Consider the following 24592-nt stretch of genomic DNA (forward strand, 5'->3'; position numbering starts at 1 on the left):
CTCAGGCCCCCTTGGCCGCGGTACGGACCAGGACGAGGCCGCCGTTCGGACCAGGAACCGCGCCCTTGATCAGGAGCAGGCCCTTCTCCGCGTCAACGGCGTGGACGGTCAGGTTCTGGGTGGTGACCCGCTCGTTGCCCATGCGGCCAGCCATGCGCAGGCCCTTGAACACGCGGCCCGGGGTGGCGCAGCCACCGATGGAGCCGGGCGAGCGGTGCTTGCGCTGCGTGCCGTGGCCGGCGCCGAGGCCGGCGAAGCCGTGGCGCTTCATGACACCGGCGGTGCCCTTGCCCTTGCTGGTGCCGGTCACGTCGACCTTGACACCGGACTCGAACACCTCGGCGGTGACCTCCTGGCCGAGCGTGTACTCGCTGGCGTCAGCGGTACGCAGCTCCACCAGGTGGCGGCGCGGGGTCACGTCCGCCTTGGCGAAGTGGCCCTTGAGGGGCTTGTTCACCTTGCGGGGGTCGATCTCGCCGAAGGCGATCTGGACGCCGTTGTAGCCGTCCGTGTCAGCGGTGCGGACCTGGGTCACGACACAGGGCCCGGCCTTGACGACGGTGACCGGAACAACGCGGTTGTTCTCGTCCCACACCTGCGTCATGCCGAGCTTCTCGCCCAGGACGCCCTTGATCTGCTTAGCCATCTCGCGCGTCACCTCAGAGCTTGATCTCGATGTCGACGCCAGCCGGCAGGTCGAGACGCATGAGCGAGTCAACGGTCTTCGGCGTGGGGTCGAGGATGTCGATGAGGCGCTTGTGCGTGCGCATCTCGAAGTGCTCGCGCGAGTCCTTGTACTTGTGCGGCGACTTGATGACGCAGTACACGTTCTTCTCAGTGGGCAGCGGCACCGGGCCCGCGACCGACGCACCAGTGCGGGTCACCGTCTCGACGATCTTCTTCGCCGAGGAGTCGATGACCTCGTGGTCGTAGGCCTTGAGCCGGATGCGGATCTTCTGTCCCGCCATGGCTACTTCGTAGTCCTGTCTCTCGTAACGCTCTGGGACCCGGTGCGTTCGCGACCTTTCCCCGACCCACGCGGTCGGGCGTGTCGCCCTCCTTCTCGTAATTCTCCACCGGAGAATTCCCTGCTGAAGGGGGTTGTGGGGGAAGATCACCCACCGGGCGCCTGGCTGGGGCCCCGCTACGCTTCCCGGAAGATTCCCGTACTTCCGCCCCTGCGCCTGGCGGCACACAGCATGGGGCGACGAGTACTGCGGGACTCGCTTCCAGTCCCCCCGGCGGGAGGCGCGCAACATCGGCACTCAACCGAGCAACCTGGACAGTGTGCCATACGGGGCATGCCGGTCGCGAATCGAGCCTTGGAGGGTACCCCACAGGAGTGGCGGCGAATCGTCACCGGGGGGAGCGACGGCGTGGCCGGCCCGGCGACGAGGGCGCTCGAGCCCCTAGAAGCCAAGCATGCCCGGAGAGTCGATGTCGATCGCGAGCGTGCCTGGCGGATAGGCGTCCTCATCGCCGGTGAGCAGGATGGACGTGCCGGTGAACTCCGCTCGCGGAAGCGCACAGTACAGGGCGTGGCACGTGTCAGGCCCGCCGAAGCCGTCACGCATCATCGTGCCGACGGCGACAGCGGCCACCGTGTTCAGATCGTCGACCATGACGCCGGACATGGCGAGAACGATGCGCGAGACAGTCTCATCGCGCGTCTCCGCCTGCATGAGACACAGGGCGGGCACGTACAGGAAGTCGTTCGGCGTTCGAGCCATGTTTCCGGCCAGCAGGGTCAACGCCTTATGCCCGCCGGCGAGCGCCGTCACGGCACTGGTGTCCAGGATGATCACGCAGCGTCGACCCGTCCTCCGCGAACCTTCTCGGCGGCCATCCGGTAGATGTTGGCGAGCACGTCGGGAGCTCGATCAAACTGCTCGTCACTCATGTCGCAGCCGGTCAGGGCACGCAGCGCGGCCCGGTCCGCGGCAAGCCGCTCGACACGCTGAGCCTCAGTCGGCTGCTGCCTGGCCAACTGCTCGACGTACTGCCCGATGCTGAGCCCGCGCTCTTTCGCCAGCTCGGCGAGCTGGTCACGCGTGTCCCGTGAAACCTGAATAGTCGTCGTCGCCATACCGTCACTATAGCCGCGCTATAGCGCCGCGTCCCGGCTCAGCTCGGGCCCGACGTCAGGTCGATGTCCAGGGTGAACGGGACCGTCAGCCTGAGCCGCTCGTGGTGGATGCCGGTGAGGGCGTAGACCTGGGTCACCGGGTCCCGCTCGTAAGTGTGCACCACGGGGTGGTCCTCGTCGCCGGCCATCTCGACCAGCCAGAAGTGCGGGATACCGGCGGCGGCGTACTTACGGGGCTTGGTGTCGCGGTCCCTGGCCTCGGAGTCCGGGGAGACCACCTCGACGACGAGCAGCACGTCCGCGGCCTCGAAGCTGGTCTGCCGGCGGCTGCGCACCGCCTCCTCGCGGACGACGAACAGGTCGGGCTCCGGCGCGTTGCGCGGCCCCAGCACCACGGTCATCTCCCGACCGACCAGCAGGTGATCCGGCACGGTCCGACGCAACCCACTCTCCAGCAGGTACAGCGTCGCCATGTGAAAGATCCGCTGCGGGCTCACGAAGACCAAGCTCCCGTCGATCAACTCCGTGTGGGGCGGGAGGTCGGGCAACGTGAAGAGATCGTCCACCGTGTAGCCGTCCGGCGGCGGCACCGGCCACGGGCTCAGCGATTCGGCAGTCATGGCCCCTCCCATGGGTGAGATCCTGCACCGCCTTCTCACCGTAGCGCTCCGGCGGGCGCTCGTTGCCGCTCGTACGGGTGAAGAGGGGGGAAGCCACGGGGACCGCGCCCGCACCGCCCTACCGTGGGCCGCCGCCCGCACACTCCCGGCAGGCACCGCGGGGCCGCGCCGGCGGATCACCGGGAGCACCACCCCACCCGGGCCCGGGGACTACCCAACCCCCCACCCCACCACCCCAGTTGACCTGGCCGAAAGACAACGCAACCGTCCCGCGTTGATCAACTTGTGACCACCGAACTCCCCCATCCCGGGCAACCAACGCGCACGGCGCGCCGTCTGCCCTAGCGCGAGCGCAGCCCAGGGTCATAGGTGCTGCCCTGGAATGACATCGCGAGGCACAGCAGGTGAATAGCACGACCCCGTGGTCGCCGCCGGGACGGCGGCAGGTGGTGGCGGCGCTGGCGGCCCTCACGGCGGCCGGCGTCGTCGGCGGCCGGGTGCGGCGCTCCAGCGCCGGCCAGGCCGCGCTGCCGGGCGGCTCGGCCGCGCCCGTACGGTCGGTGGACCCACGTGCCGCCGAGCCGTTCACCACCGTCACCGGCGAGAAGGACGCGCTGCTCCTCCAGGTCCTCGCGCACCCGGACGACGACCTGTACTTCATGAACCCGGACGCCCGGCACGTGCTGGAGGCCGGCATCCCGCTGGTGTCCGTGTACGTCACCGCGGGCGAGGCGCTGGGCGTCAACAACGCGCCGGGCCGCCCGCTCCCGCCGCCCGACAAGCCCGGCTACGCCTCCGCCCGGCAGCAGGGGCTGCGCCAGGCGTACGCGGAGATGATCGGGATGCACCGGTTCACCCGCTGGCAGCGCTCGGTCCTTGAACTGCCCGGCGGGCTGAGCGCGGAGACCAACTTCCTGGCGCAGGGCGGTCGTTCGGTCCGGCTGATCTTCCTGAACATCGCCACGCTCTCCGCGGCCGGCGCCCGCACCCCGCACCTGTGGGACACCCCGGGCACCACCATGGAGACCCTGCTGCCCACCGGGTCGCCGCTGCGCGCCGTCAGCACGTACCGCCACCAGACGCTGGTCGACGTGCTCGCGCACCTGATGGACCAGTTCCGACCCACCCTCGTGCACACCATGGACCCCGACCCCGACTTCCAGGTGCACGACGCCACCCACCGCCGCGACAGCGACCAGCCGGGCTGTTCCGACCACCGCGACCACACGCCGGTCGCGCTGTTCACCTGGAAGGCCATGTTCCAGTGGGCCGCCGACGCCGCGCGCCGCGACGGCCGCGCCCCCCGGTTCACCACCACCGCCTTCCGTGGCTACTACAACCAGCGCTGGCCGAAGAACCTGCCGCCCCAGGTCGTGGGCGACAAGGCCCGCTTCCTGGCCGCGTACGGCGGCGGGCCCGACTGGGAGTGCGGCAACCCGGCCGGCTGTGGCGACTACGGCCAGGGCGGCACCCGCCCGCTGCGCAACCGCAAGGGGTGGATACGCAGCACCCACTACCGCCACCCCGGCCCGCGGCTGGCCCCGCTCACCGAGCCGGACGGGCGGGTCGTCGCGTACGGCGTGCTCGGCACCCAGGCGGTGCGCTGGCGCGAGACCGCGCCCGGCAGCGGGCGCTGGGGCGCCCCGCACAACCTCGGCGGCGGCCCGCTGGCCCCCGCGCTGTGCGCCGTGGTCGACCGGGCCGGCCGGCAGTTGGTCTTCGCGCTGCGGTTCGCCTCCCTGGAGGGCCAGGGAGGCGCCAACGTACGGGAGTTGGTGGTCCTGGAACAGCGTCGCGCCGGCGGCCCGTTCTGGCCCTGGCGCGGGCTCGGCACCCCGGACGAGGACCCCGAGCGGGGCCGTCGGGTGGGCTGCCCGGTCGCCATCGCGACGCCCGACGGCCGGGTGCACCTGTTCGCCCGTACGGCTGACAAGGGCCTGGCCACCCGGGTCCGGGACGCGCGCGGGGCCTGGGCCCCCTGGCAGCCGATACCCGACGCGGGCGCGCCCGGCACCGGTACGGCGCCCATCGCCGAGGCCGACGAGATCCAGGACGGGCTCAGCGTCACGCTCGACGCCCACGGCCTGGTCCACGTCTTCGCCGCCGGGCGCGGCACGCTGCGCCACTGGGCCCAGGCCGGCGCCGGCGAGCCGGTCAGCGCCCAGCCGCCGACCGGGCTGCCCGCCCCCGGCGAACAGCCGGCCGCCACCCTCGCCCCCTCCGGCGCCCTGCTGCTCACCTACCGCACCCCCGCCGCGACCGAGCCGATCAGCTACGTCTTCGGCGGCGACCAGGCCGACACCCCCGCCACCCGGTTGCGCGGCTTCGGCGGGTACGGGCCGCTGAGCACGTCGTACGCGCCCGCCGAGGACGGCGCCGGGCCGCAGGCGCTGGCCCTCGGCCGGGGACGCGACGGCGAGGCGGTCATCCAGTACGGCACGGGGCCCGGCATCCGGCCCCTGCGCTCACCCGCGCGGCTGCGGCCGGTGGGGTTGCCGGCCCTGGTTCCGCCGGGCCCGCGCGCCGCGCCGGCCCGCGTCGTCGGCCTCTCCCCCGCCGCCACGCCCTGGCTCTGGCAGCCCCGCCCCACCGGGCAGGCGTAACGCCGCCGCGTGCGCCACGGCCCGCGACCCACCGCTCCGGATGGCGGCGGGTCGCGGGCCGTGGCACGTCGTACGCGAAAAAGCCCGGGCCCCCCTCGCCGTGAAGCGAGTGGGGCCCGGGCCGATGCCGCGAGAGCGCGACCTTCCGTTCCTGGGCCGGCCACGCCCGGGGGCGGGGCCGGCTGGGAGACGGAAGCGTCAGATCACTTGTTGATCTTGGTGACCTGACCGGCGCCCACCGTCCGGCCACCCTCACGGATGGCGAACTTCAGGCCCTCTTCCATGGCGACCGGCTGGATGAGCTGGACGGACATCTCGGTGTTGTCGCCCGGCATGACCATCTCGGTGCCCTCGGGGAGGGTCACAACGCCCGTCACGTCCGTGGTACGGAAGTAGAACTGCGGGCGGTAGTTGTTGAAGAACGGGGTGTGACGGCCACCCTCGTCCTTCGACAGGATGTAGGCCTGGGCCTCGAACTCGGTGTGCGGCGTGACCGAACCGGGCTTGATGATGACCTGGCCGCGCTCGACGTCCTCGCGCTTGATGCCACGGAGGAGCAGACCGACGTTCTCACCGGCCTGGCCCTCGTCGAGCAGCTTGCGGAACATCTCGATGCCGGTGACCGTGGTGGTGGTCTTCTCCTGCTTGATCCCGATGATGTCAACGGTCTCGTTGACCTTCAGGATGCCTCGCTCGATACGACCGGTGACGACGGTGCCACGACCGGTGATCGTGAAGACGTCCTCGATCGGCATCAGGAACGGCTTGTCGACGTCGCGCTCGGGCTGCGGGATCGACTCGTCGACGGCCTTCATCAGGTCGAGGACGGACTTGCCCCACTCCGCGTCGCCCTCGAGGGCCTTGAGCGCGGAGACCTTGACGACCGGCAGGTCGTCGCCCGGGAACTCGTACTCGGAGAGCAGCTCGCGAACCTCAAGCTCGACGAGCTCCATGATCTCCTCGTCGTCCACCATGTCGGCCTTGTTCAGCGCGACAACGATGTACGGCACGCCCACCTGGCGGGCGAGGAGCACGTGCTCCTTGGTCTGCGGCATCGGACCGTCGGTCGCGGCGACCACGAGGATCGCGCCGTCCATCTGGGCGGCACCGGTGATCATGTTCTTGATGTAGTCCGCGTGACCCGGGCAGTCAACGTGGGCGTAGTGACGCGACTCGGTCTGGTACTCGACGTGCGCGATGGAGATGGTGATACCGCGCTGGCGCTCCTCAGGAGCCTTGTCGATCTGGTCGAAGGCCGAGGCCTCGTTCAGGTCCGGGTACGCGTCGTGCAGCACCTTGGTGATCGCCGCCGTAAGCGTCGTCTTACCGTGGTCGATGTGACCGATGGTGCCGATGTTGACGTGCGGCTTAGTCCGCTCGAACTTCGCCTTCGCCACTGGGGTCCTCCTGTGGACTGGTGCTGTACTCCATCCACACCTTGCGGATGGGTTCAGGTGGTCTTGACCGAACCGACCAGGACCCCGAGGGGATGCCCTTGGCCGTATTCGCTTGGGGGCCGGCGCCCGGGGCCCCGCCACAGGACGCGTGGTGCGTTCTGTGGCGGAATGCCCCGATGCCTTTGCTCCAGCCTAAAGGCTGAGCAACGGTGTGGGCTCATCCCCGCTGCTGCGGGGACGGACCCTCGTTACTCGCCCTTGACCTTCGCGATGATCTCCTCGGCGACGTTCCGCGGAACCTCGGCGTAGGAGTCGAACTGCATGGAGTAGCTCGCGCGACCGGAGGTCTTGCTCCGCAGGTCACCGACGTAGCCGAACATCTCCGAGAGCGGAACCAGGCCCTTGACGACCTTGGCGCCGCTGCGGTCCTCCATGGACTGGATCTGTCCACGGCGGGAGTTGATGTCGCCGATGACGTCGCCCATGTAGTCCTCGGGGGTGGTGACCTCGACGGCCATCATCGGCTCCAGCAGAGCCGGCGACGCCTTGCGAGCACCCTCCTTGAACGCCATGGAGCCAGCGATCTTGAAGGCGAGCTCGGAGGAGTCGACCTCGTGGTAGGCGCCGTCGAGCAGCGTCACCTTGACGCCGGTCAGCGGGTAGCCGGCCAGCACACCGAACTCCAGGGCCTCCTGGCAGCCCGCGTCCACGGACGGGATGTACTCCCGCGGGATGCGGCCACCGGTGACCTTGTTCTCGAACTCGTACCCGTCGCCCTCGAGCGGCTCGATCGCGATCTGCACCTTGGCGAACTGGCCGGAACCACCAGTCTGCTTCTTGTGCGTGTAGTCGATCCGCTCGACGGCCTTGCGCAGCGTCTCGCGGTACGCGACCTGCGGCTTACCGACGTTGGCCTCGACCTTGAACTCGCGCTTCATACGGTCGACCAGCACGTCGAGGTGCAGCTCGCCCATACCCGCGATGATGGTCTGGCCGGTCTCCTCGTCGGTGTGGACCTGGAAGGACGGGTCCTCCTCGGCGAGGCGCTGGATGGCGACACCCAGCTTCTCCTGGTCGCCCTTGGACTTCGGCTCGATGGCGACCTGGATCACCGGAGCCGGGAAGTTCATGGACTCCAGGATGACCGGGTTGCTCGCGTCGCAGAGGGTCTCGCCGGTGGTGGTCTGCTTGAGACCCATGACGGCGACGATGTCGCCGGCACCCACGCTGTCGATCTCCTCACGCTTGTTCGCGTGCATCCGGTAGATCTTGCCGATGCGCTCCTTCTTGCCCTTCACGGAGTTCAGCACCTGGGTGCCGGTGTCCATGCGGCCGGAGTAGATCCGGACGAAGGTGAGCTTGCCGAGGTGCGGGTCGCTCATGATCTTGAAGGCGAGCGCGGAGAGGGGCTCCTCGTCCGAGGCCTTGCGGAAGATCTCGGTGTCCTCGTCGTCGACCTTGTGGCCGGTGACGCCCTCGACGTCCACGGGGGACGGGAGGTAGGCGACGACCGCGTCGAGCAGGGGCTGGACGCCCTTGTTCTTGAACGCGGTGCCACAGAAGACCGGGGTGAGGTTGCCGGCGATGGTGGCGCGGCGGATGCCGGCCTTCAGCTGCTCCTCGGTGGGCTCCTGGCCCTCCAGGTACAGCTCCATCAGCTCTTCGTCGCCCTCGGCGGCGGTCTCCAGGAGCTTGTCGCGCCACTCGGCGGCGGCCTCGACGTGCGTGTCCGGGATGTCCAGGACGTCGTACATCTCGCCCTTGGCGGCCTCGACGGGGTACACGAGGGCCTTCATGCGGACGAGGTCGACCACGCCCTTGAAGTCCGCCTCGGCACCGATCGGGAGCTGCATGACGAGCGGGGTCGCACCGAGGCGGTCGACGATCATGTCGACGCAGCGGTGGAACTCGGCACCGACGCGGTCCAGCTTGTTCACGAAGCAGATGCGCGGAACGTTGTAACGGTCGGCCTGACGCCACACCGTCTCGGACTGCGGCTCCACACCGGCGACACCGTCGAACACCGTCACGGCGCCGTCGAGCACGCGCAGCGAACGCTCCACCTCGACGGTGAAGTCGACGTGGCCCGGGGTGTCGATGATGTTGATGGTGTGGTCGACGTTGTCCACCGGCCAGTGACAGGTGGTCGCGGCCGACGTGATCGTGATGCCGCGCTCCTGCTCCTGCTCCATCCAGTCCATGGTGGCAGCGCCATCGTGGACCTCACCGATCTTGTAGCTCACACCGGTGTAGAAGAGGATCCGCTCGGTGGTCGTCGTCTTGCCCGCGTCGATGTGGGCCATGATCCCGATGTTGCGGACCTTGGCCAGGTCAAGTGAAGTGGTGGCCATCTGGCTCAGTCTTCTCTCGGTTCTCGATGGGGGTAGCGACTACCAGCGGTAGTGCGCGAAGGCCTTGTTGGACTCGGCCATCTTGTGGGTGTCCTCGCGGCGCTTGACCGCGGCGCCCAGACCGTTGCTGGCGTCCAGGAGCTCGTTCATCAGACGCTCGGTCATGGTCTTCTCGCGACGGGCGCGCGAGTAGCCCACGAGCCAGCGCAGCGCGAGGGTGGAGGCGCGGCCGGGCTTGACCTCGACCGGCACCTGGTAGGTGGCGCCACCGACGCGGCGGGACTTCACCTCAAGGGTCGGCTTGATGTTCTCCAGAGCGCGCTTGAGCGTGATGACCGGGTCGTTGCCGGTCTTCTCGCGCAGCCCCTCCATGGCGCCGTAGACGATGCGCTCGGCGGTGGAGCGCTTGCCGTTCAGCAGCACCTTGTTGATGAGGGAGGTGACAAGAGGAGAGCTGTAGACCGGGTCGATGATGACCGGGCGCTTCGGGGCGGGGCCCTTACGAGGCATTCTTACTTCTCCTTCTTGGCGCCGTAGCGGCTGCGAGCCTGCTTGCGGTTCTTGACGCCCTGGGTGTCGAGCGAGCCACGAATGATCTTGTAGCGAACGCCCGGCAGGTCCTTCACACGACCGCCACGCACGAGCACGATGGAGTGCTCCTGCAGGTTGTGGCCCTCACCCGGAATGTAAGCGGTGACCTCGATGCCGCTGGTCAGACGCACACGCGCGACCTTACGCAGGGCCGAGTTCGGCTTCTTCGGGGTGGTCGTGAAAACACGCGTGCAGACGCCGCGACGCTGGGGGGAACCCTCCAGCGCGGGCGTCTTGTTCTTCTCGACCTTGTCCTGCCGGCCCTTGCGGACCAACTGCTGGATCGTAGGCACCGTTTCTCCGGTTTCTGTGTGCCGTCTAGTAAAGCTAACCTGGGGTTTCTCCGACCCACGCGGTCGGGTGTGTCGCGCACTCCAGACCGCTGCGATGAGCGAGAGAGTGCGGAGTTTGGTGCAGAACACCTCGGTCCCCAAAAAACTGGGGTCACTCCTCCGGGCTCCGTCCGGGGCACCTCACCTCGACGGAAGTCGAGGAAGTGTGCGCGCACGGGAGCCCAGGGACACGCCAGGCACAAGGTCAGAGCGTACCTACCGCATGGGCTCCGGTCAAAACAAATGCACACGCGTAGGACACGCCGGGCGGCTCGCGGCGCTGCCGCTTACCGTAGTGCGCCCGCTCCCGTCGCGGAAGCACGTCTCAGCCGCCGAACACCGACCGCGCCCCCACACCCCCGCGCCCCCCGACACCCCCGGCGGCACGCCGGGGGCCGCCGGGCCTGAAGCCGTTCGCCCAGGTCAGGGCCGTGGGCCGGGAGCGGGTCAGAGGCTGGCCGCCACCAGGCCGAGGAAGATGATCATCAGCGCCCCGAGGCTGAGCACCGCGTAGCCGAGCACCAGGCCCGCGATGGCCATGCCGTCGCCCTGCTCCCCCGTGCGACGGATCTCACCCCGCGCCTTGTGGCCCAGGATCACCGCCGGGATCGCCGTGACGCCGACCATGGTGCCGAGGATGCCGCACACCAGGGCGCCCGTCGCGCTCCCGTTGGTCCGCGCCGACGCCGGCAGGAAGGTCTGCGGCACCATCGGCGCCACCGGCCGCGGCACGAACTGCGGCTGGGCCAGCGGGCCTTGGGGCAGATCCCCGACCAACACCTGGAGTTCGCCGTACGTCTGCGCCTGGTAGGCCCGGGTGATGCGCTCCTCGTACTCGGGCTGTGGGAGCCGCCCCTCGGCGAAGCCGGCCTTCAGGACGTCCACCGCCCGCTCCCGCTCGGCGTGCGAGACGCGCATCATCGGCGACTGATTCATCGGCTGGGCCGGTTGTCCGCCCTGCCACGGTTGGAACGCCACCCCTGTACCTCCCCCAGCTAGACAGCTCCCTCTATCATCCACGACGAACCGCGGGGCGGTCATCCCAGTGTGGGATGACCGCCCCGCGGTTCTACCGATGTTCCGCCACCCGGCGGGCCCGGCCGACCCGAAGGCCGTGGCCGGGCCGTACGCCGTGCGCCGGCCTACTGGTTGTACGGACCGTAGTCGTAGTCCTCCAGCGGGACGGCCTGACCCGAACCCGTCCCGAAGGGCGAGTAGTCGATGTCGTCGTAGCCGACGGCCGAGTACATCGCGGCCTTGGCCTCCTCGGTCGGCTCGACCCGGATGTTGCGGTAGCGGGACAGGCCCGTACCGGCCGGGATGAGCTTACCGATGATGACGTTCTCCTTGAGGCCGATCAGGGAGTCCGACTTGGCGTTGATCGCCGCGTCGGTGAGCACCCGGGTCGTCTCCTGGAAGGACGCCGCCGACAGCCACGACTCGGTGGCCAGCGAGGCCTTGGTGATGCCCATGAGCTGCGGACGACCCGAGGCCGGGTGACCACCCTCCTGCACCACGCGGCGGTTCTCGTTCTCGAAGCGCGAGCGCTCCACCAGCTCGCCCGGCAGCAGCTCCGCGTCGCCGGACTCGATGATCGTCACGCGGCGCAGCATCTGCCGGATGATGATCTCGATGTGCTTGTCGTGGATCGACACACCCTGCGAGTTGTAGACCTTCTGGACCTCGCCAACCAGGTGCACCTGCACGGCACGCTGGCCGAGGATGCGCAGCACGTCGTGCGGGTTGGTGGCGCCAAGGGTCAGCGCCTGGCCCACCTCGACGTGGTCGCCCTCGCCGACCAGGAGTCGGGCTCGCTTCGAGACGCCGTACGACGTCTCGTCGGAGCCGTCGTCCGGGGTGACGACGATCTTCTTGGTCTTCTCGGTCTCCTCGATGCGCACCCGACCGGCCGCCTCCGAGATGGGGGCGACACCCTTGGGCGTACGGGCCTCGAAGAGCTCGACGACACGCGGCAGACCCTGGGTGATGTCGTCACCGGCCACACCACCGGTGTGGAAGGTACGCATCGTGAGCTGGGTGCCGGGCTCACCGATGGACTGGGCCGCGATGATGCCGACGGCCTCGCCGATGTCCACCAGCTTGCCGGTGGCCAGCGAGCGGCCGTAGCAGAAGGCGCAGGTGCCGACGGCGGACTCGCAGGTGAGGACCGAGCGGGTCTTGACCGTGGTCACGCCGTGCTTGACGAGCTGGTCGATGAGGACATCGCCCAGGTCGACGTTGGCCGGCGCGATGACCTTGCCGTCCACCACGACGTCCTCGGCGAGCATCCGCGCGTACACGCTGGTCTCGACGTCGTCCGTCTTGCGCAGCACGCCGTCCGGGCCCTTGGTGGCGATGGCCAGCTTGAGGCCGCGCTCGGTGCCGCAGTCCTCCTCGCGGATGATCACGTCCTGCGAGACGTCCACCAGACGACGGGTCAGGTAACCCGAGTCGGCGGTACGCAGGGCGGTGTCCGCGAGACCCTTACGGGCACCGTGGGTGGCGATGAAGTACTCCAGAACGGAGAGGCCATCACGGTAGGACGCCTTGATCGGACGCGAGATGGTCTCGTTCTTGGCGTTGGACACCAGACCACGCATACCGGCGATCTGACGCATCTGCATCATGTTTCCGCGCGCGCCGGACTCGATCATGATGAAGATCGGGTTGGTGCGCGGGAAGTTCCGCTGCATGGCCTCGGAGACCTCGTTGGTCGCCTTGTTCCAAATGACCACGAGCTCCTGGTGACGCTCGTCCCGGGTGATCAGACCGCGCTCGAACTGCTTCTGGACGTGCAGCGCCTTGGCCTCGTACTCGTCCAGGATCGCCGGCTTCTCCGGCGGGCCGAGGATGTCGGAGAACGCGACGGTCACGCCCGAGCGGGTGGCCCAGTGGAAGCCGGCCGCCTTCAGGTTGTCCAGCGTCGCCGCCACGATGACCTTGGGGTAGCGCTCGGCCAGGTCGTTGACGATCTCGGAGAGCTGCTTCTTGCCCACCGAGTAGTCGACGAACGGGTAGTCCTCGGGCAGCAGCTCGTTGAAGAGCGCGCGGCCCAGCGAGGTGGTCAGCCGGAAGCTGTCGCCCGGCTGGTACGGCCGGGTCAGCTCGCCGTGCTCGTCCTCCGTCGGCTCCGGCGGGGACCAGCCCCGCGGCGGCATGGTGCCGACCGGGAAGCGGATGTCCACCTTGGCCTGGAGGGAGAGCTCCCGGTTGTCGAACGCCATGATCGCCTCGGCGGTCGAACCGAAGGACCGGCCCTCACCGATGACCTCGCGCTCCGCCTCGTCGGTGGTGAGGAAGAACAGACCGAGGACCATGTCCTGGGTCGGCATCGTCACCGGCCGGCCGTCGGCGGGCTTGAGGATGTTGTTCGAGGACAGCATCAGGATGCGGGCCTCGGCCTGCGCCTCCGCGGACAGCGGCAGGTGCACGGCCATCTGGTCACCGTCGAAGTCCGCGTTGAACGCGGTGCACACGAGCGGGTGGATCTGGATGGCCTTGCCCTCGACGAGCTGCGGCTCGAACGCCTGGATGCCGAGGCGGTGCAGGGTGGGCGCGCGGTTGAGGAGCACCGGGTGTTCGGCGATGACCTCTTCGAGCACGTCGTACACCACGGTGCGACCGCGCTCGACCATGCGCTTGGCGCTCTTGATGTTCTGCGCGTGGTTCAGGTCCACCAGGCGCTTCATCACGAACGGCTTGAACAGCTCCAGCGCCATGGCCTTGGGCAGACCACACTGGTGCAGCTTGAGCTGCGGGCCGACGACGATGACGGAACGGGCCGAGTAGTCGACGCGCTTACCGAGCAGGTTCTGCCGGAAACGACCCTGCTTGCCCTTGAGCATGTCGCTCAGGGACTTCAGCGGGCGGTTGCCCGGGCCGGTGACCGGACGGCCGCGGCGGCCGTTGTCGAACAGGGCGTCGACGGCCTCCTGGAGCATCCGCTTCTCGTTGTTCACGATGATCTCGGGGGCGCCGAGGTCAAGGAGACGCTTGAGACGGTTGTTCCGGTTGATGACGCGGCGGTACAGGTCGTTCAGGTCCGAGGTCGCGAAGCGGCCACCGTCGAGCTGCACCATCGGGCGCAGGTCCGGCGGGATGACCGGGACGCAGTCCAGGACCATGCCGTTGGGGCTGTTGCGGGTCTGCAGGAACGCCGAGACGACCTTGAGCCGCTTGAGCGCACGGGTCTTCTTCTGGCCCTTGCCGGTGCGGATGATCTCCCGCAGCCGCTCGGCCTCCTCCTCCAGGTCGAAGGACTCCAGGCGCTTCTGCAGCGCGGCGGCGCCCATGCCACCCATGAAGTAGGTGCCGAAGCGGTCGCGCAGCTCGCGGTAGAGCAGCTCGTCGCCCTCAAGGTCCTGGACCTTGAGGTTCTTGAAGCGGTTCCACACCTCGTCCAGGCGGTCGATCTCGCGCTGGGCACGGTCGCGGAGCTGCTTCATCTCACGCTCGGCGCCCTCGCGCACCTTGCGGCGGACGTCGGCCTTGGCGCCCTCGGCCTCCAGCTCGGCCAGGTCGGTCTCGAGCTTCTTGGCCCGGGCCTCCAGGTCGGCGTCGCGGCGCTGCTCGACCTGCTGCCGCTCCACGGAGACGTGCGCCTCCAGCGAGGGCAGGTCGCGCGTGCGGCGCTCCTCGTCCACCCAGGTGATCATGTAGGCGGCGAAGTAGATGACCTTCTCCAGGTCCTTCGGCGCGAGGTCGAGCAGGTAGCCCAGGCGCGACGGGACGCCCTTGAAGTACCAGATGTGGGTGACGGGGGCGGCCAGCTCGATGTGGCCCATCCGCTCGCGGCGCACCTTGGCGCGGGTGACCTCGACGCCACAGCGCTCGCAGATGATGCCCTTGAACCGGACGCGCTTGTACTTGCCGCAGTAGCACTCCCAGTCCCGGGTCGGGCCGAAGATCTTCTCGCAGAAGAGTCCGTCCTTCTCGGGCTTCAGGGTGCGGTAGTTGATGGTCTCCGGCTTCTTGACCTCGCCGTGGGACCACTGCCGAATGTCGTCCGCGGTGGCCAGGCCGATCCGCAGCTCGTCGAAGAAGTTGACGTCGAGCACTTGTCGTCAATCCCTCTTTCAGGGTCGTGCCCCTCGCGTCAGCGAGAATTGGGGCTCTTCATCATGGTCTGTACGGGTCCTGGGCGACCGGGACACCCGGGTGGGCGCCCCGGTCAGGCCCGTCAGACCTCTTCGACGCTGCTCGGCTCGCGCCGGGACAGGTCGATTCCGAGCTCCTCCGCCGCGCGGAAGACATCTTCGTCAGTGTCACGCATCTCGATGGACATGCCGTCCGAGGAGAGCACCTCCACGTTGAGGCACAGGGACTGCATCTCCTTGATGAGCACCTTGAAGGACTCCGGGATGCCGGGCTCCGGGATGTTCTCGCCCTTGACGATGGCCTCGTAGACCTTCACGCGACCGGTGACGTCGTCGGACTTGATGGTCAGCAGCTCCTGGAGGGCGTACGCGGCGCCGTAAGCCTCCAGCGCCCACACCTCCATCTCGCCGAACCGCTGGCCACCGAACTGGGCCTTACCACCCAGCGGCTGCTGGGTGATCATGCTGTACGGGCCGGTGGACCGGGCGTGCAGCTTGTCGTCGACCAGGTGGTGCAGCTTGAGGATGTACATGTAGCCGACCGAGATCGGGTCCGGGAACGGCTCGCCGGAGCGGCCGTCGAACAGCCGCGCCTTGCCGGACGGCTGGACCATCCGCTCGCCGTCCCGGTTCGGGATCGCGGCCTCGAAGAGACCGGCGATCTCGTCCTCGCGGGCGCCGTCGAAGACCGGGGTCGCGACGTTGGTGCCCGAGGCCACCTCGTCGGCGCCGATCGCCTGGAGCCGCTGCATCCAGTCCGCGTCGCCCTCGACCTTCCAGCCCTGGGAGGCCAGCCAGCCGAGGTGGATCTCAAGGACCTGTCCCGGGTTCATTCGGGACGGGACACCCAGCGGGTTCAGGATGATGTCGACCGGGGTGCCGTCCTCCATGAACGGCATGTCCTCGACCGGCAGGATCTTGGAGATGACGCCCTTGTTGCCGTGGCGGCCGGCGAGCTTGTCACCGTCGGTGATCTTGCGCTTCTGCGCCACGTAGACGCGGACGAGCTGGTTCACGCCGGGCGGCAGCTCGTCGCCCTCCTCGCGGTCGAAGACGCGGACGCCGATGACCTTGCCGATCTCACCGTGCGGCACCTTGAGCGAGGTGTCACGGACCTCACGGGCCTTCTCACCGAAGATCGCGCGCAGCAGCCGCTCCTCGGGAGTCAGCTCGGTCTCACCCTTCGGGGTGACCTTGCCGACGAGGATGTCGCCCGCGACGACCTCGGCACCGATGCGGATGATGCCGCGCTCGTCGAGGTCGGCCAGGACCTCCTCGGAGACGTTCGGGATGTCCCGGGTGATCTCCTCGGGGCCGAGCTTGGTGTCCCGCGCGTCGACCTCGTGCTCCTCGATGTGGATCGAGGAGAGGACGTCGTCCTGGACCAGCCGCTGGCTGAGGATGATCGCGTCCTCGTAGTTGTGGCCCTCCCACGGCATGAACGCCACGAGGAGGTTCTTGCCGAGCGCCATCTCACCCTCGTCGGTGGACGGACCGTCGGCGAGCACCTGACCGGTGACCACGCGGGCGCCCTCGTCCACGACGACCTTCTGGTTGAAGGAGGTGCCCTGGTTGGAGCGGGAGAACTTGGCGACCCGGTACGTGGTGTACGTGCCGTCGTCGTTGGCCACCGTCACGTAGTCGGCGGAGACCTCCTGGACGACACCGTCCTTCTCGGCCTTGATGACGTCACCGGCGTCGACCGCGCAGCGGTACTCCATGCCGGTGCCCACCAGCGGCGCCTCCGCCTTAATCAGCGGCACGGCCTGGCGCATCATGTTGGAGCCCATGAGCGCGCGGTTGGCGTCGTCGTGCTCCAGGAAGGGGATCATGGCCGTCGCGACCGACACCATCTGGCGCGGCGAGACGTCCATGTAGTCGACCTCGTCGCCGGGGATGTAGTCGACCTCGCCACCACGGCGGCGCACCAGCACGCGGGACTCGGCGAACCGCAGGTCGTCGGTGAGCGGCGCGTTGGCCTGCGCGATGACGAAGCGGTCTTCCTCGTCCGCGGTCAGGTAGTCCACGTCGTCCGTGACCTGGCCACCGGTGACCTTGCGGTACGGGGTCTCCACGAAACCGAAGGCGTTGACCCGGCCGTAGGAGGCGAGCGAGCCGATCAGGCCGATGTTCGGGCCTTCCGGCGTCTCGATCGGGCACATCCGGCCGTAGTGCGAGGGGTGCACGTCACGGACCTCGAAGCCGGCCCGCTCACGGGAGAGACCACCGGGGCCGAGCGCCGACAGACGCCGCTTGTGCGTCAGGCCCGACAGCGGGTTGGTCTGGTCCATGAACTGCGAGAGCTGGCTGGTGCCGAAGAACTCCTTGATGGAGGCGACGACCGGCCGGATGTTGATCAGGGTCTGCGGCGTGATCGCCTCGACGTCCTGGGTGGTCATGCGCTCGCGCACGACGCGCTCCATCCGGGCCAGGCCGGTGCGGACCTGGTTCTGGATGAGCTCGCCGACGTTACGCAGACGACGGTTGCCGAAGTGGTCGATGTCGTCGGTCTCGACGACGATCGAATTGCCGCTCTCGCCGGTCGTCTCGGTCTCGCCCGCGTGCAGCTTGACCAGGTACTTGATCGTCGCGATGACGTCCTCGGTGGTCAGCACGCCGGCGTCCAGCGGCTGGTCGGCACCGAGCTTCTTGTTCACCTTGTAGCGGCCGACCTTGGCGAGGTCGTAGCGCTTGGGGTTGAAGTACAGGTTCTCAAGGAGCGTCTGCGCGGCCTCACGCGTGGGGGGCTCGCCCGGACGCAGCTTGCGGTAGATGTCGAGCAGCGCGTCGTCCTGCCCCTGGGTGTGGTCCTTCTCCAGGGTGGCGCGCATGGACTCGTACTCGCCGAACTCCTCCAGGATCTGCTCGGTGGTCCAGCCGAGCGCCTTGAGCAGGACGGTGACGGACTGCTTGCGCTTGCGGTCGATGCGCACACCGACCATGTCGCGCTTGTCGACCTCCATCTCCAGCCAGGCACCCCGGGAGGGGATGATCTTGGCGGTGAAGATGTCCTTGTCGGAGGTCTTGTCGATGGAGCTGTCGAAGTAGACGCCCGGGGAGCGGACCAGCTGCGAGACGACGACACGCTCGGTGCCGTTGATGCAGAAGGTGCCCTTGTTGGTCATGAGCGGGAAGTCGCCCATGAAGACCGTCTGAGACTTGATCTCGCCGGTCTCGTTGTTGGTGAACTCGGCGGTGACGAAGAGCGGCGCGGCGTACGTGAAGTCGCGCTCCTTGCACTCGTCGATCGAGTTCTTCGGGGGCTCGAAACGGTGGTCACGGAACGTGAGCGACATCGACCCGGAGAAGTCCTCGATCGGGGAGATCTCCTCGAAGATCTCCTCCAGACCGGACTTGGTGGGGACGTCCTGCCCACTCTCCAGCGCAGCCTCGACGCGAGCCTTCCAGGCGGCATTGCCGAGCAGCCAGTCGAAGCTTTCGGTCTGCAGCGCGAGGAGGTTCGGAACCCCGAGGGGCTCCTTGATCTTCGCAAATGAAATGCGCAGCGGGGCAGTGCTGTCGCCGGTGTTCGTATTGGCAGTCGAGGCGTTGCGCGAGGCGGCCAAGAGGGGGTCCTTCCGAGGGCTCGGACTCACTACGCGCATACCGGTCCCCTACGGAGCACGCAGAAGGAATTCCCTGGTCAGGGCGGTTCGGTCGGCGTACTCACGTGCGGGCTTGCCCCTGGTGACGGGCAGGGGGCAGCTAAACGGCAGCGCAAAGGGTCAGTGTAGCCACTTGGCCCACTGATGTCCAGAGCGGATATCCGGAGACTGGCAGTGCCAACCTCTCCCTCCGGGAGGGGTCGCCCCCTCGTTGTCTACCAACGCCGTCTTTCCAACGCCTGCGGCAAGGCTTCCCGCTTCGCGCTCGTTCCATGCCTGCGCCCGTCGACCGATCTGGGTCCGGTCCGACCTCGCGTCCTGAGAATTGCGCGCCACGTGCCGTTCGTCAAGGGCCACCCGGGCGCCGAGATCATCACACGCACACCGGCGGGGGCAACGAAGATCACCATACCCGCAGGCACCGACAGGCGATCGACAAGACACCGTACCCCGTGCCCGAACGCGCCAGGGCGACCACCCGCTTGGGTGATCGCCCTGGAAACGACCGAGTCAGCGACTCAGGCCACGCGAGACAGCGCGCGGAGGGAGGTCTTACTTGACCTCGACGGAGGCGCCGGCGCCCTCGAGGGACTCCTTGGCCTTGTCCGCGGCCTCCTTGTTGACCTTCTCCAGAACCGGCTTCGGGGTGCCGTCGACGAGGTCCTTGGCCTCCTTCAGACCCAGCGAGGTCAGCTCACGCACGACCTTGATGACCTGGATCTTCTTGTCGCCCGCACCGGTGAGGATGACGTCGAACTCGTCCTTCTCCTCGACCGTCTCGGCGGCGCCGCCACCAGCGGCACCCTGCGCGGCCACGGCGACCGGGGCGGCGGCGGTGACGTCGAACTTCTCCTCGAAGGCCTTCACGAAGCCGGCGAGCTCGATGAGGGTCATCTCCTCGAACTGGGCAAGCAGGTCTTCCTGGCTGAGCTTCGCCATGATGGCGGTCCTTCCACTAATTCGGCTGGTGCCGGATGTACATGTCGGCGGGCGTGTGCCTGACGGCATTGCTCCGTAGACGGGCCCGCTGCGACCGTCGCGCTAGGCGGCGGTCAATGCGTGAGCCGAATTACTCGGCACCGCCCTGCTCGGCCTTCTGGGCGCGAAGCGCTTCCGCGGTGCGGACGAACTTCGACGGAAGCGCCTGGAAGAGCGCGGCAGCCTGGGACTGCTTGCCCTTCATGGCACCCGCCAGCTTGGCGAGCAGAACCTCGCGGGACTCGAGGTCCGCAAGCTTGTTGATCTCGTCGGCGGACAGCGCCTCACCGTCAAGGACACCGCCCTTGATGACGAGGTGGGGGTTGTCCTTGGCGAAGTCGCGCAGACCCTTCGCCGACTCCACCGGGTCACCGGTGACGAAGGCGATCGCCGTCGAACCCGTGAACAGGTCGTCGAGCGAGGTGATCCCGGCCTCGTTGGCCGCGATCTTGGTCAGCGTGTTCTTCGCCACGCGGTACTGGGCGTTCTCACCGAGAGCGCGCCGCAGCTCCTTGAGCTGCGCGACACTCAGGCCGGTGTACGCCGTGACCACTGCGGCGTTGGAGCTGCGGAACTTGTCCGTCAGCTCGGCAACCGCGGCAGCCTTGTCGGGCCTCGCCATGAGCCTCGGCCTCCTTCCGGGTGATCGGACCGCACTGGCTGAAGGAAGGAGACTGGGCAAAACGAAACGCCCCGGCGCAGGCGCACGGGGCGTGGCTCAACCGGAAGAACTCCGGGAACTCATCCACAGTCACCTACGCAGGCCGTCCGCAGCTAGCGGAATCCTTCGGTCACCGTGCCTCTTGCGGAGACACCGCGACGACCAGCGGTCTTTGGCTTCTGTGGAAGAGTACGCGAACGTGTCGCGCGCGGGCAAATCGGGGCCGTCAGCCCTGCGGCATCACGTCTTCGAAGTTGATGGTGTCCGAGGCGGGCGGCTCCTCGACGGTGACCTGGGTGCCGTAGTCGGAGTAGAAGACCGTGGCGTCGAACTTGCCCTGGCTGCTGTCGGCCTGCTCGCGCTTCTTGACCAGGAGGTTGTCGCCGTCGATCCACAGGTCGATGGTCTCGGTCTCCATGCCGCTCTGCTGGAGCTGCTGCTGCAGGTCGACCAGGTCCTGCTTGGAGAGGTCCTTGGACTGCATCTGGGCCAGCTCGGAGACGTTGACCACGCCCGTGTAGTGGGTGGCCTTCGTGCCCCGCACGTCCTCCTTGCCGACCTCGCGCACCTTGCCCGTGGCGATCAGGATCTGCACGGCCCGCGACGGGTCGGTGTTCTGCATCTGGTCCTTGAGGAACTTGCCCGAGGGACCGGCCTTCTCGACGAGGGTGGCGTAGTCGTACTTCATCCAGTGCTTGCCCTTGCCCTGGGGCGAGCTGGCCAGCTCGTCGCCGAGGTTCATGAACATCGCGTCCGGGGTGTAGCGGGCCTCGCGCGGCTTGCCGCTCGCGCCCGGCTGGCCACCGCCGCTCTGCGTGATGTTCATCGTGGCGCGCATGCCGTTCGACCAGTCCATGCTGCCGGACATGGTGGAGGTCATGCCCGCCATCGCGGTGGTGCCGTCGACCTTCGCCGAGTGCTGCTTGGTGGTGCTCTGCGAGGCGAGCTGCAACGCGGCTATCGCGTTCTTCGCGGGGTCTCCCGACTTCTTCGTACCCTCGCCGTCACCGGAGTCGCTCCCACACGCCGTCAGGCCCGCCAGCAACGCCAGGCCACCGACCGCGGCGGCGGCACGCGTGCCAATCCGTACTGCCATACCGGAACTACGCACAGGTCCCCCTCTTTAACTGCTGTTTACTGCCCCTCGCAGAGTAGCTGAGCAGAGACGGGGGCAACGCGCAAGCCCCGCACCTCCGAGGAGATGCGGGGCCCGTGTGGTCGCTCAGACGCCTGACGATCAGACGGCGTCTTCCTCCACGAGGAGGTTGCGGGTGCGGTTGGAGTCGAGCGGGATGCTCGGACCCATGGTGGTGGTCACCGCGGCCTTCTTGATGTAGCGGCCCTTCGCGGCGGAGGGCTTCAGACGCAGGATCTCGTCCAGCGCCGCCGCGTAGTTCTCGACCAGCTGCTGCTCACCGAACGACACCTTGCCGATGATGAAGTGCAGGTTCGAGTGCTTGTCGACGCGGAACTCGATCTTGCCGCCCTTGATGTCGGTGACGGCCTTGGCGACGTCGGGGGTCACGGTGCCGGTCTTCGGGTTCGGCATCAGACCACGCGGACCGAGCACGCGGCCGAGGCGGCCGACCTTGCCCATCAGGTCCGGGGTGGCGACGACGGCGTCGAAGTCGAGGCGGCCCTTGGAGACCTCGTCGATCAGTTCGTCGGAGCCGACGATGTCGGCCCCCGCGGCCTCCGCGGCAGCAGCACGGTCACCGGTCGCGAAGACCAGGACCCGGGCGGTCTTGCCGGTGCCGTGCGGCAGGTTCACGGTGCCACGGACCATCTGGTCGGCCTTGCGCGGGTCGACGCCCAGACGCATGGCGACCTCGACGGTCGCGTCGAACTTGGTGCTGGTGGTGTCCTTCGCGAGACGGACGGCCTCAAGCGGGGCGTAGAGCCGCTCCCGGTCGATCTTCTCGTCCGCGTTGCGGAGAGCCTTGCTGCGCTTCACTGCTGCTCCTGGTAGTCACTCTCGCGGCTGCCGCCGCGAGTCAGGGATGGAGTCGTGGTCCGGGCCAGCGCCTGGCCCTGCCACTGGGGGCCGTGGCCCCGGGGACGTGGAGGTGCTCAGCCCTCGACCGTGACGCCCATCGAACGGGCGGTGCCCGCGATGATCTTCTCGGCGGCGTCGAGGTCGTTGGCGTTCAGGTCGGGCATCTTGGTGGTGGCGATGTCGCGGACCTGGTCGCGGGTGATCTTGGCGACCTTGGTCTTGTGCGGCTCGCCGGAGCCCTTGTCCACGCCCGCGGCCTTGAGGATCAGCTTGGCGGCCGGCGGAGTCTTGGTGATGAAGGTGAAGGAGCGGTCCTCGTAGACCGTGATCTCCACCGGCACGACCATGCCACGCTGCGACTCGGTCGCGGCGTTGTAGGCCTTGCAGAACTCCATGATGTTGACGCCGTGCTGGCCCAGCGCGGGGCCGACCGGCGGCGCCGGGTTGGCGGCACCAGCCTGGATCTGGAGCTTGATCAGCCCCGTGACCTTCTTCTTCTTGGGAGGCATGTGCTCTCTCCGGGTCTGAGTGAGAGGTTTTCGCCGGCCATCCGGTCATCCGGATGGAGGCATACCGCACAACGATAACGGGTATAGCTATGCGGCCAAAAACCGAGCAGGTCAGAAGGGGTGCCCGGGGGCCCTTGCGGGCGCCTCGGGCGGGCCTTCCGACCTGCTCGGCTGTGGCTGGGTGATCCGTGGGATCAGTTCTTCTGGATCTGGTCGAAGCTCAGCTCGACCGGGGTCTCGCGGCCGAAGATCTCGACGAGGCCCTTGACCTTCTTCGAGTCGGCGTTGATCTCGTTGATCGTCGCCTGGAGCGTCGCGAACGGGCCGTCGGTGACGGTGACCGAGTCGCCCACCTCGAAGTCGAGCACCTGGACCTCGACCTTGCGGCTCGGCGCCGGGACGCCGGACTCGGCGGCGGCGGCCTTGGCGGCTGCCTCCTCGGCCTCCGGGGCGAGCATCTTGACGATCTCGTCGAGGGTCAGCGGGTACGGGTCGTAGGCGTTGCCCACGAAGCCGGTGACGCCCGGTGTGTTCCGCACGACGCCCCAGGACTCGTTCGTCAGGTCCATGCGGACCAGGACGTAGCCGGGGAGCTTGTTCTGCCGGACCGTGCGGCGGTCGCCGTTCTTGATCTGGACGACCTCCTCCTGCGGCACCTCGGCCTGGAAGATGTAGTCCTCGACGTTGAGCGAGACGGCGCGCTGCTCGAGGTTGGTCTTCACGCGGTTCTCGTAACCCGCGTAGGTGTGGATGACGTACCACTCGCCGGGAAGCGTGCGCAGTTCCTCGCGCAGCGCCTCGACCGGGTCCACGGCCTCTTCCGCCGGGGCATCGGCGGTCTCCTCGGCAGCCTCGTCCGCCTCTTCGGTGGCCTCGGCGGGCTCGTCCGCCTCGTCCGCTGCCTCGGTGTCGGCTTCCTCCGCCGCGACCTCGTCGGCCGTCGCCTCGTCGTCGGCGGCCTGGGCGTCCGCCTCCGCGGCGTCCGTCTCCTCGGCACCGTCGAGCGCGACGCCCTCCTCGGCCGGAGCAGCCGCCGGGTCGGCCGTCGCCGCAGCCTCTTCGCCCTCGCGGGGCTCGATGGCGTCGTTCAGGTTCGGGTCAGACACGGTGGCTGCTTCTTCCTGGCTACAAGAGGGGTGGAACGTGCGATAGGGGCGCCGCGCGGATCGCGGTGCCCTTCGCGGGATCAGCCGAAGATGTACTTGACGGCTTCGTTGAACCCGTAGTCAATCACGGTAACAAGACCGATCATGATGACCACGAAGACGATCACTACGGTGGTGTACGTCGAGAGCTGGTTACGCGAAGGCCAGACAACCTTGCGCAGCTCGGCGACAATCTGGCGGTAGAACAGCGCGAGGCGGCCGAACGGCCCCTTCTTCCCGCGCTTGCCCCCGCGGCGGCCCTTCTTGGCGGCCTCGTCGTCTGGACGACCGCTTTCAGGCGTCGCGGTGGAGCCAAGGGCTTCCGTCACTCGTCCTCACCTGAATCCGGATCGTGGCCGTGCCGCGTCCGGTCCGGCCGCACAGCGGTGCATTTGAGTACTGCGCATGCACACACCCGTCCGTGCTGGATGTGTGTAGCAGGGCCGGAGGGACTTGAACCCCCAACCGCTGGTTTTGGAGACCAGTGCTCTACCAATTGAGCTACGACCCTTTGTGGCCCCCAACGTACAGCATCCGGCCGGCTGCACGGAGTGCGTGAGCGGACGCGGTTGTTGGGACCCGACGACGCATGAGTGTACGTGCTGAACGGCCAACCGTCGAA

At 68.1% G+C, this 24592-nt stretch carries 20 protein-coding genes and 1 tRNA gene; 1 reads left to right on the forward strand and 20 read right to left on the reverse strand.

The window, feature by feature from the left end:
- Position 1: 1 nt before the first annotated feature.
- From rplC to OYE22_RS12990, 5 genes are all read right to left on the reverse strand, one after another.
- Positions 2-646 carry a 50S ribosomal protein L3 gene (gene rplC, locus OYE22_RS12970; RefSeq protein WP_277320560.1) on the reverse strand — a complete coding sequence of 215 codons (645 nt, stop codon included), beginning with the start codon at positions 644-646 and terminating at the stop codon, positions 2-4.
- 13 nt (positions 647-659) lie between these two features.
- Complete coding sequence (gene rpsJ, locus OYE22_RS12975; RefSeq protein WP_003948644.1) at positions 660-968, reverse strand: 30S ribosomal protein S10; 309 nt, start codon at positions 966-968, stop codon at positions 660-662.
- 441 nt (positions 969-1409) lie between these two features.
- Positions 1410-1805, reverse strand: a complete 396-nt coding sequence (locus tag OYE22_RS12980; RefSeq protein ID WP_277320561.1) for a hypothetical protein — start codon at positions 1803-1805, stop codon at positions 1410-1412.
- A complete protein-coding gene (locus tag OYE22_RS12985) occupies positions 1802-2086 on the reverse strand; it encodes a hypothetical protein (RefSeq protein ID WP_277320562.1) in 285 nt (94 codons plus the stop codon). The genes OYE22_RS12980 and OYE22_RS12985 overlap by 4 nt, the downstream gene beginning before the upstream one ends.
- A gap of 38 nt (positions 2087-2124) precedes the next feature.
- A complete protein-coding gene (locus OYE22_RS12990; RefSeq protein WP_277320563.1) occupies positions 2125-2706 on the reverse strand; it encodes a Uma2 family endonuclease in 582 nt (193 codons plus the stop codon).
- A gap of 404 nt (positions 2707-3110) precedes the next feature.
- Between OYE22_RS12990 and OYE22_RS12995 the strand changes: the two genes are divergently transcribed.
- Positions 3111-5309 carry a PIG-L family deacetylase gene (locus tag OYE22_RS12995; protein WP_277320564.1) on the forward strand — a complete coding sequence of 733 codons (2199 nt, stop codon included), beginning with the start codon at positions 3111-3113 and terminating at the stop codon, positions 5307-5309.
- 203 nt (positions 5310-5512) lie between these two features.
- Here the strand turns inward: OYE22_RS12995 and tuf are convergent, their stop codons facing one another.
- From tuf to OYE22_RS13070, 15 genes are all read right to left on the reverse strand, one after another.
- Positions 5513-6706 carry an elongation factor Tu gene (gene tuf, locus OYE22_RS13000; protein ID WP_176163497.1) on the reverse strand — a complete coding sequence of 398 codons (1194 nt, stop codon included), beginning with the start codon at positions 6704-6706 and terminating at the stop codon, positions 5513-5515.
- 248 nt (positions 6707-6954) lie between these two features.
- On the reverse strand, positions 6955-9057 hold the full coding sequence (gene fusA / locus OYE22_RS13005) for an elongation factor G (RefSeq protein WP_277320565.1): 2103 nt from the start codon (positions 9055-9057) through the stop codon (positions 6955-6957).
- Between the two features lie 39 nt (positions 9058-9096).
- A complete protein-coding gene (rpsG, locus tag OYE22_RS13010; RefSeq protein WP_176163495.1) occupies positions 9097-9567 on the reverse strand; it encodes a 30S ribosomal protein S7 in 471 nt (156 codons plus the stop codon).
- Positions 9568-9569: 2 nt separating this feature from the next.
- Positions 9570-9941, reverse strand: coding sequence for a 30S ribosomal protein S12 (gene rpsL / locus OYE22_RS13015; protein WP_003948652.1), 372 nt, complete (start codon positions 9939-9941; stop codon positions 9570-9572).
- A 486-nt stretch (positions 9942-10427) separates the two neighbouring features.
- Positions 10428-10898 (reverse strand): DUF1707 and DUF4190 domain-containing protein, encoded by a 471-nt coding sequence (locus OYE22_RS13020; RefSeq protein WP_277324112.1) that lies wholly within the window; start codon positions 10896-10898, stop codon positions 10428-10430.
- Between the two features lie 224 nt (positions 10899-11122).
- Entirely contained in the window at positions 11123-15037 is a 3915-nt protein-coding gene (locus OYE22_RS13025; protein ID WP_277320566.1) for a DNA-directed RNA polymerase subunit beta', read from the reverse strand.
- 122 nt (positions 15038-15159) lie between these two features.
- Entirely contained in the window at positions 15160-18642 is a 3483-nt protein-coding gene (gene rpoB, locus OYE22_RS13030) for a DNA-directed RNA polymerase subunit beta (protein WP_277320567.1), read from the reverse strand.
- A 591-nt stretch (positions 18643-19233) separates the two neighbouring features.
- Positions 19234-19620 (reverse strand): 50S ribosomal protein L7/L12, encoded by a 387-nt coding sequence (rplL, locus tag OYE22_RS13035; RefSeq protein ID WP_277320568.1) that lies wholly within the window; start codon positions 19618-19620, stop codon positions 19234-19236.
- A gap of 130 nt (positions 19621-19750) precedes the next feature.
- Positions 19751-20281 (reverse strand): 50S ribosomal protein L10, encoded by a 531-nt coding sequence (gene rplJ, locus OYE22_RS13040; protein WP_187085932.1) that lies wholly within the window; start codon positions 20279-20281, stop codon positions 19751-19753.
- Positions 20282-20546: 265 nt separating this feature from the next.
- The gene (locus OYE22_RS13045) at positions 20547-21416 is read right to left on the reverse strand and encodes a hypothetical protein (RefSeq protein WP_277320569.1); all 870 of its coding nucleotides are present in this window, start codon (positions 21414-21416) and stop codon (positions 20547-20549) included.
- Positions 21417-21557: 141 nt separating this feature from the next.
- Positions 21558-22274 (reverse strand): 50S ribosomal protein L1, encoded by a 717-nt coding sequence (rplA, locus tag OYE22_RS13050; protein WP_277320570.1) that lies wholly within the window; start codon positions 22272-22274, stop codon positions 21558-21560.
- Positions 22275-22390: 116 nt separating this feature from the next.
- The gene (gene rplK, locus OYE22_RS13055) at positions 22391-22825 is read right to left on the reverse strand and encodes a 50S ribosomal protein L11 (RefSeq protein ID WP_277320571.1); all 435 of its coding nucleotides are present in this window, start codon (positions 22823-22825) and stop codon (positions 22391-22393) included.
- A gap of 194 nt (positions 22826-23019) precedes the next feature.
- Positions 23020-23931: a transcription termination/antitermination protein NusG gene (gene nusG / locus OYE22_RS13060; protein ID WP_277320572.1), complete on the reverse strand. Its 912-nt coding sequence runs from the start codon at positions 23929-23931 to the stop codon at positions 23020-23022.
- A gap of 80 nt (positions 23932-24011) precedes the next feature.
- The gene (secE, locus tag OYE22_RS13065) at positions 24012-24299 is read right to left on the reverse strand and encodes a preprotein translocase subunit SecE (RefSeq protein WP_176163486.1); all 288 of its coding nucleotides are present in this window, start codon (positions 24297-24299) and stop codon (positions 24012-24014) included.
- A 109-nt stretch (positions 24300-24408) separates the two neighbouring features.
- A tRNA-Trp gene (locus OYE22_RS13070) sits at positions 24409-24481 on the reverse strand.
- Positions 24482-24592 lie beyond the last annotated feature (111 nt).

This window comes from Streptomyces sp. 71268, assembly GCF_029392895.1.
Classification (GTDB): domain Bacteria; phylum Actinomycetota; class Actinomycetes; order Streptomycetales; family Streptomycetaceae; genus Streptomyces.

Coding starts and splice junctions, on each gene's coding strand:
- OYE22_RS13020 (WP_277324112.1), bottom strand. CDS start 10,898: ATGCGCGTCTCGCACGCCGAGCGGGAGCGGGCGGTGGACGTCCTGAAG.
- rplL (WP_277320568.1), bottom strand. CDS start 19,620: ATGGCGAAGCTCAGCCAGGAAGACCTGCTTGCCCAGTTCGAGGAGATG.
- OYE22_RS13045 (WP_277320569.1), bottom strand. CDS start 21,416: ATGGCAGTACGGATTGGCACGCGTGCCGCCGCCGCGGTCGGTGGCCTG.
- rplJ (WP_187085932.1), bottom strand. CDS start 20,281: ATGGCGAGGCCCGACAAGGCTGCCGCGGTTGCCGAGCTGACGGACAAG.
- rplK (WP_277320571.1), bottom strand. CDS start 22,825: ATGCCTCCCAAGAAGAAGAAGGTCACGGGGCTGATCAAGCTCCAGATC.
- OYE22_RS12985 (WP_277320562.1), bottom strand. CDS start 2,086: ATGGCGACGACGACTATTCAGGTTTCACGGGACACGCGTGACCAGCTC.
- fusA (WP_277320565.1), bottom strand. CDS start 9,057: ATGGCCACCACTTCACTTGACCTGGCCAAGGTCCGCAACATCGGGATC.
- OYE22_RS12990 (WP_277320563.1), bottom strand. CDS start 2,706: ATGACTGCCGAATCGCTGAGCCCGTGGCCGGTGCCGCCGCCGGACGGC.
- rpsG (WP_176163495.1), bottom strand. CDS start 9,567: ATGCCTCGTAAGGGCCCCGCCCCGAAGCGCCCGGTCATCATCGACCCG.
- rplC (WP_277320560.1), bottom strand. CDS start 646: ATGGCTAAGCAGATCAAGGGCGTCCTGGGCGAGAAGCTCGGCATGACG.
- rpsJ (WP_003948644.1), bottom strand. CDS start 968: ATGGCGGGACAGAAGATCCGCATCCGGCTCAAGGCCTACGACCACGAG.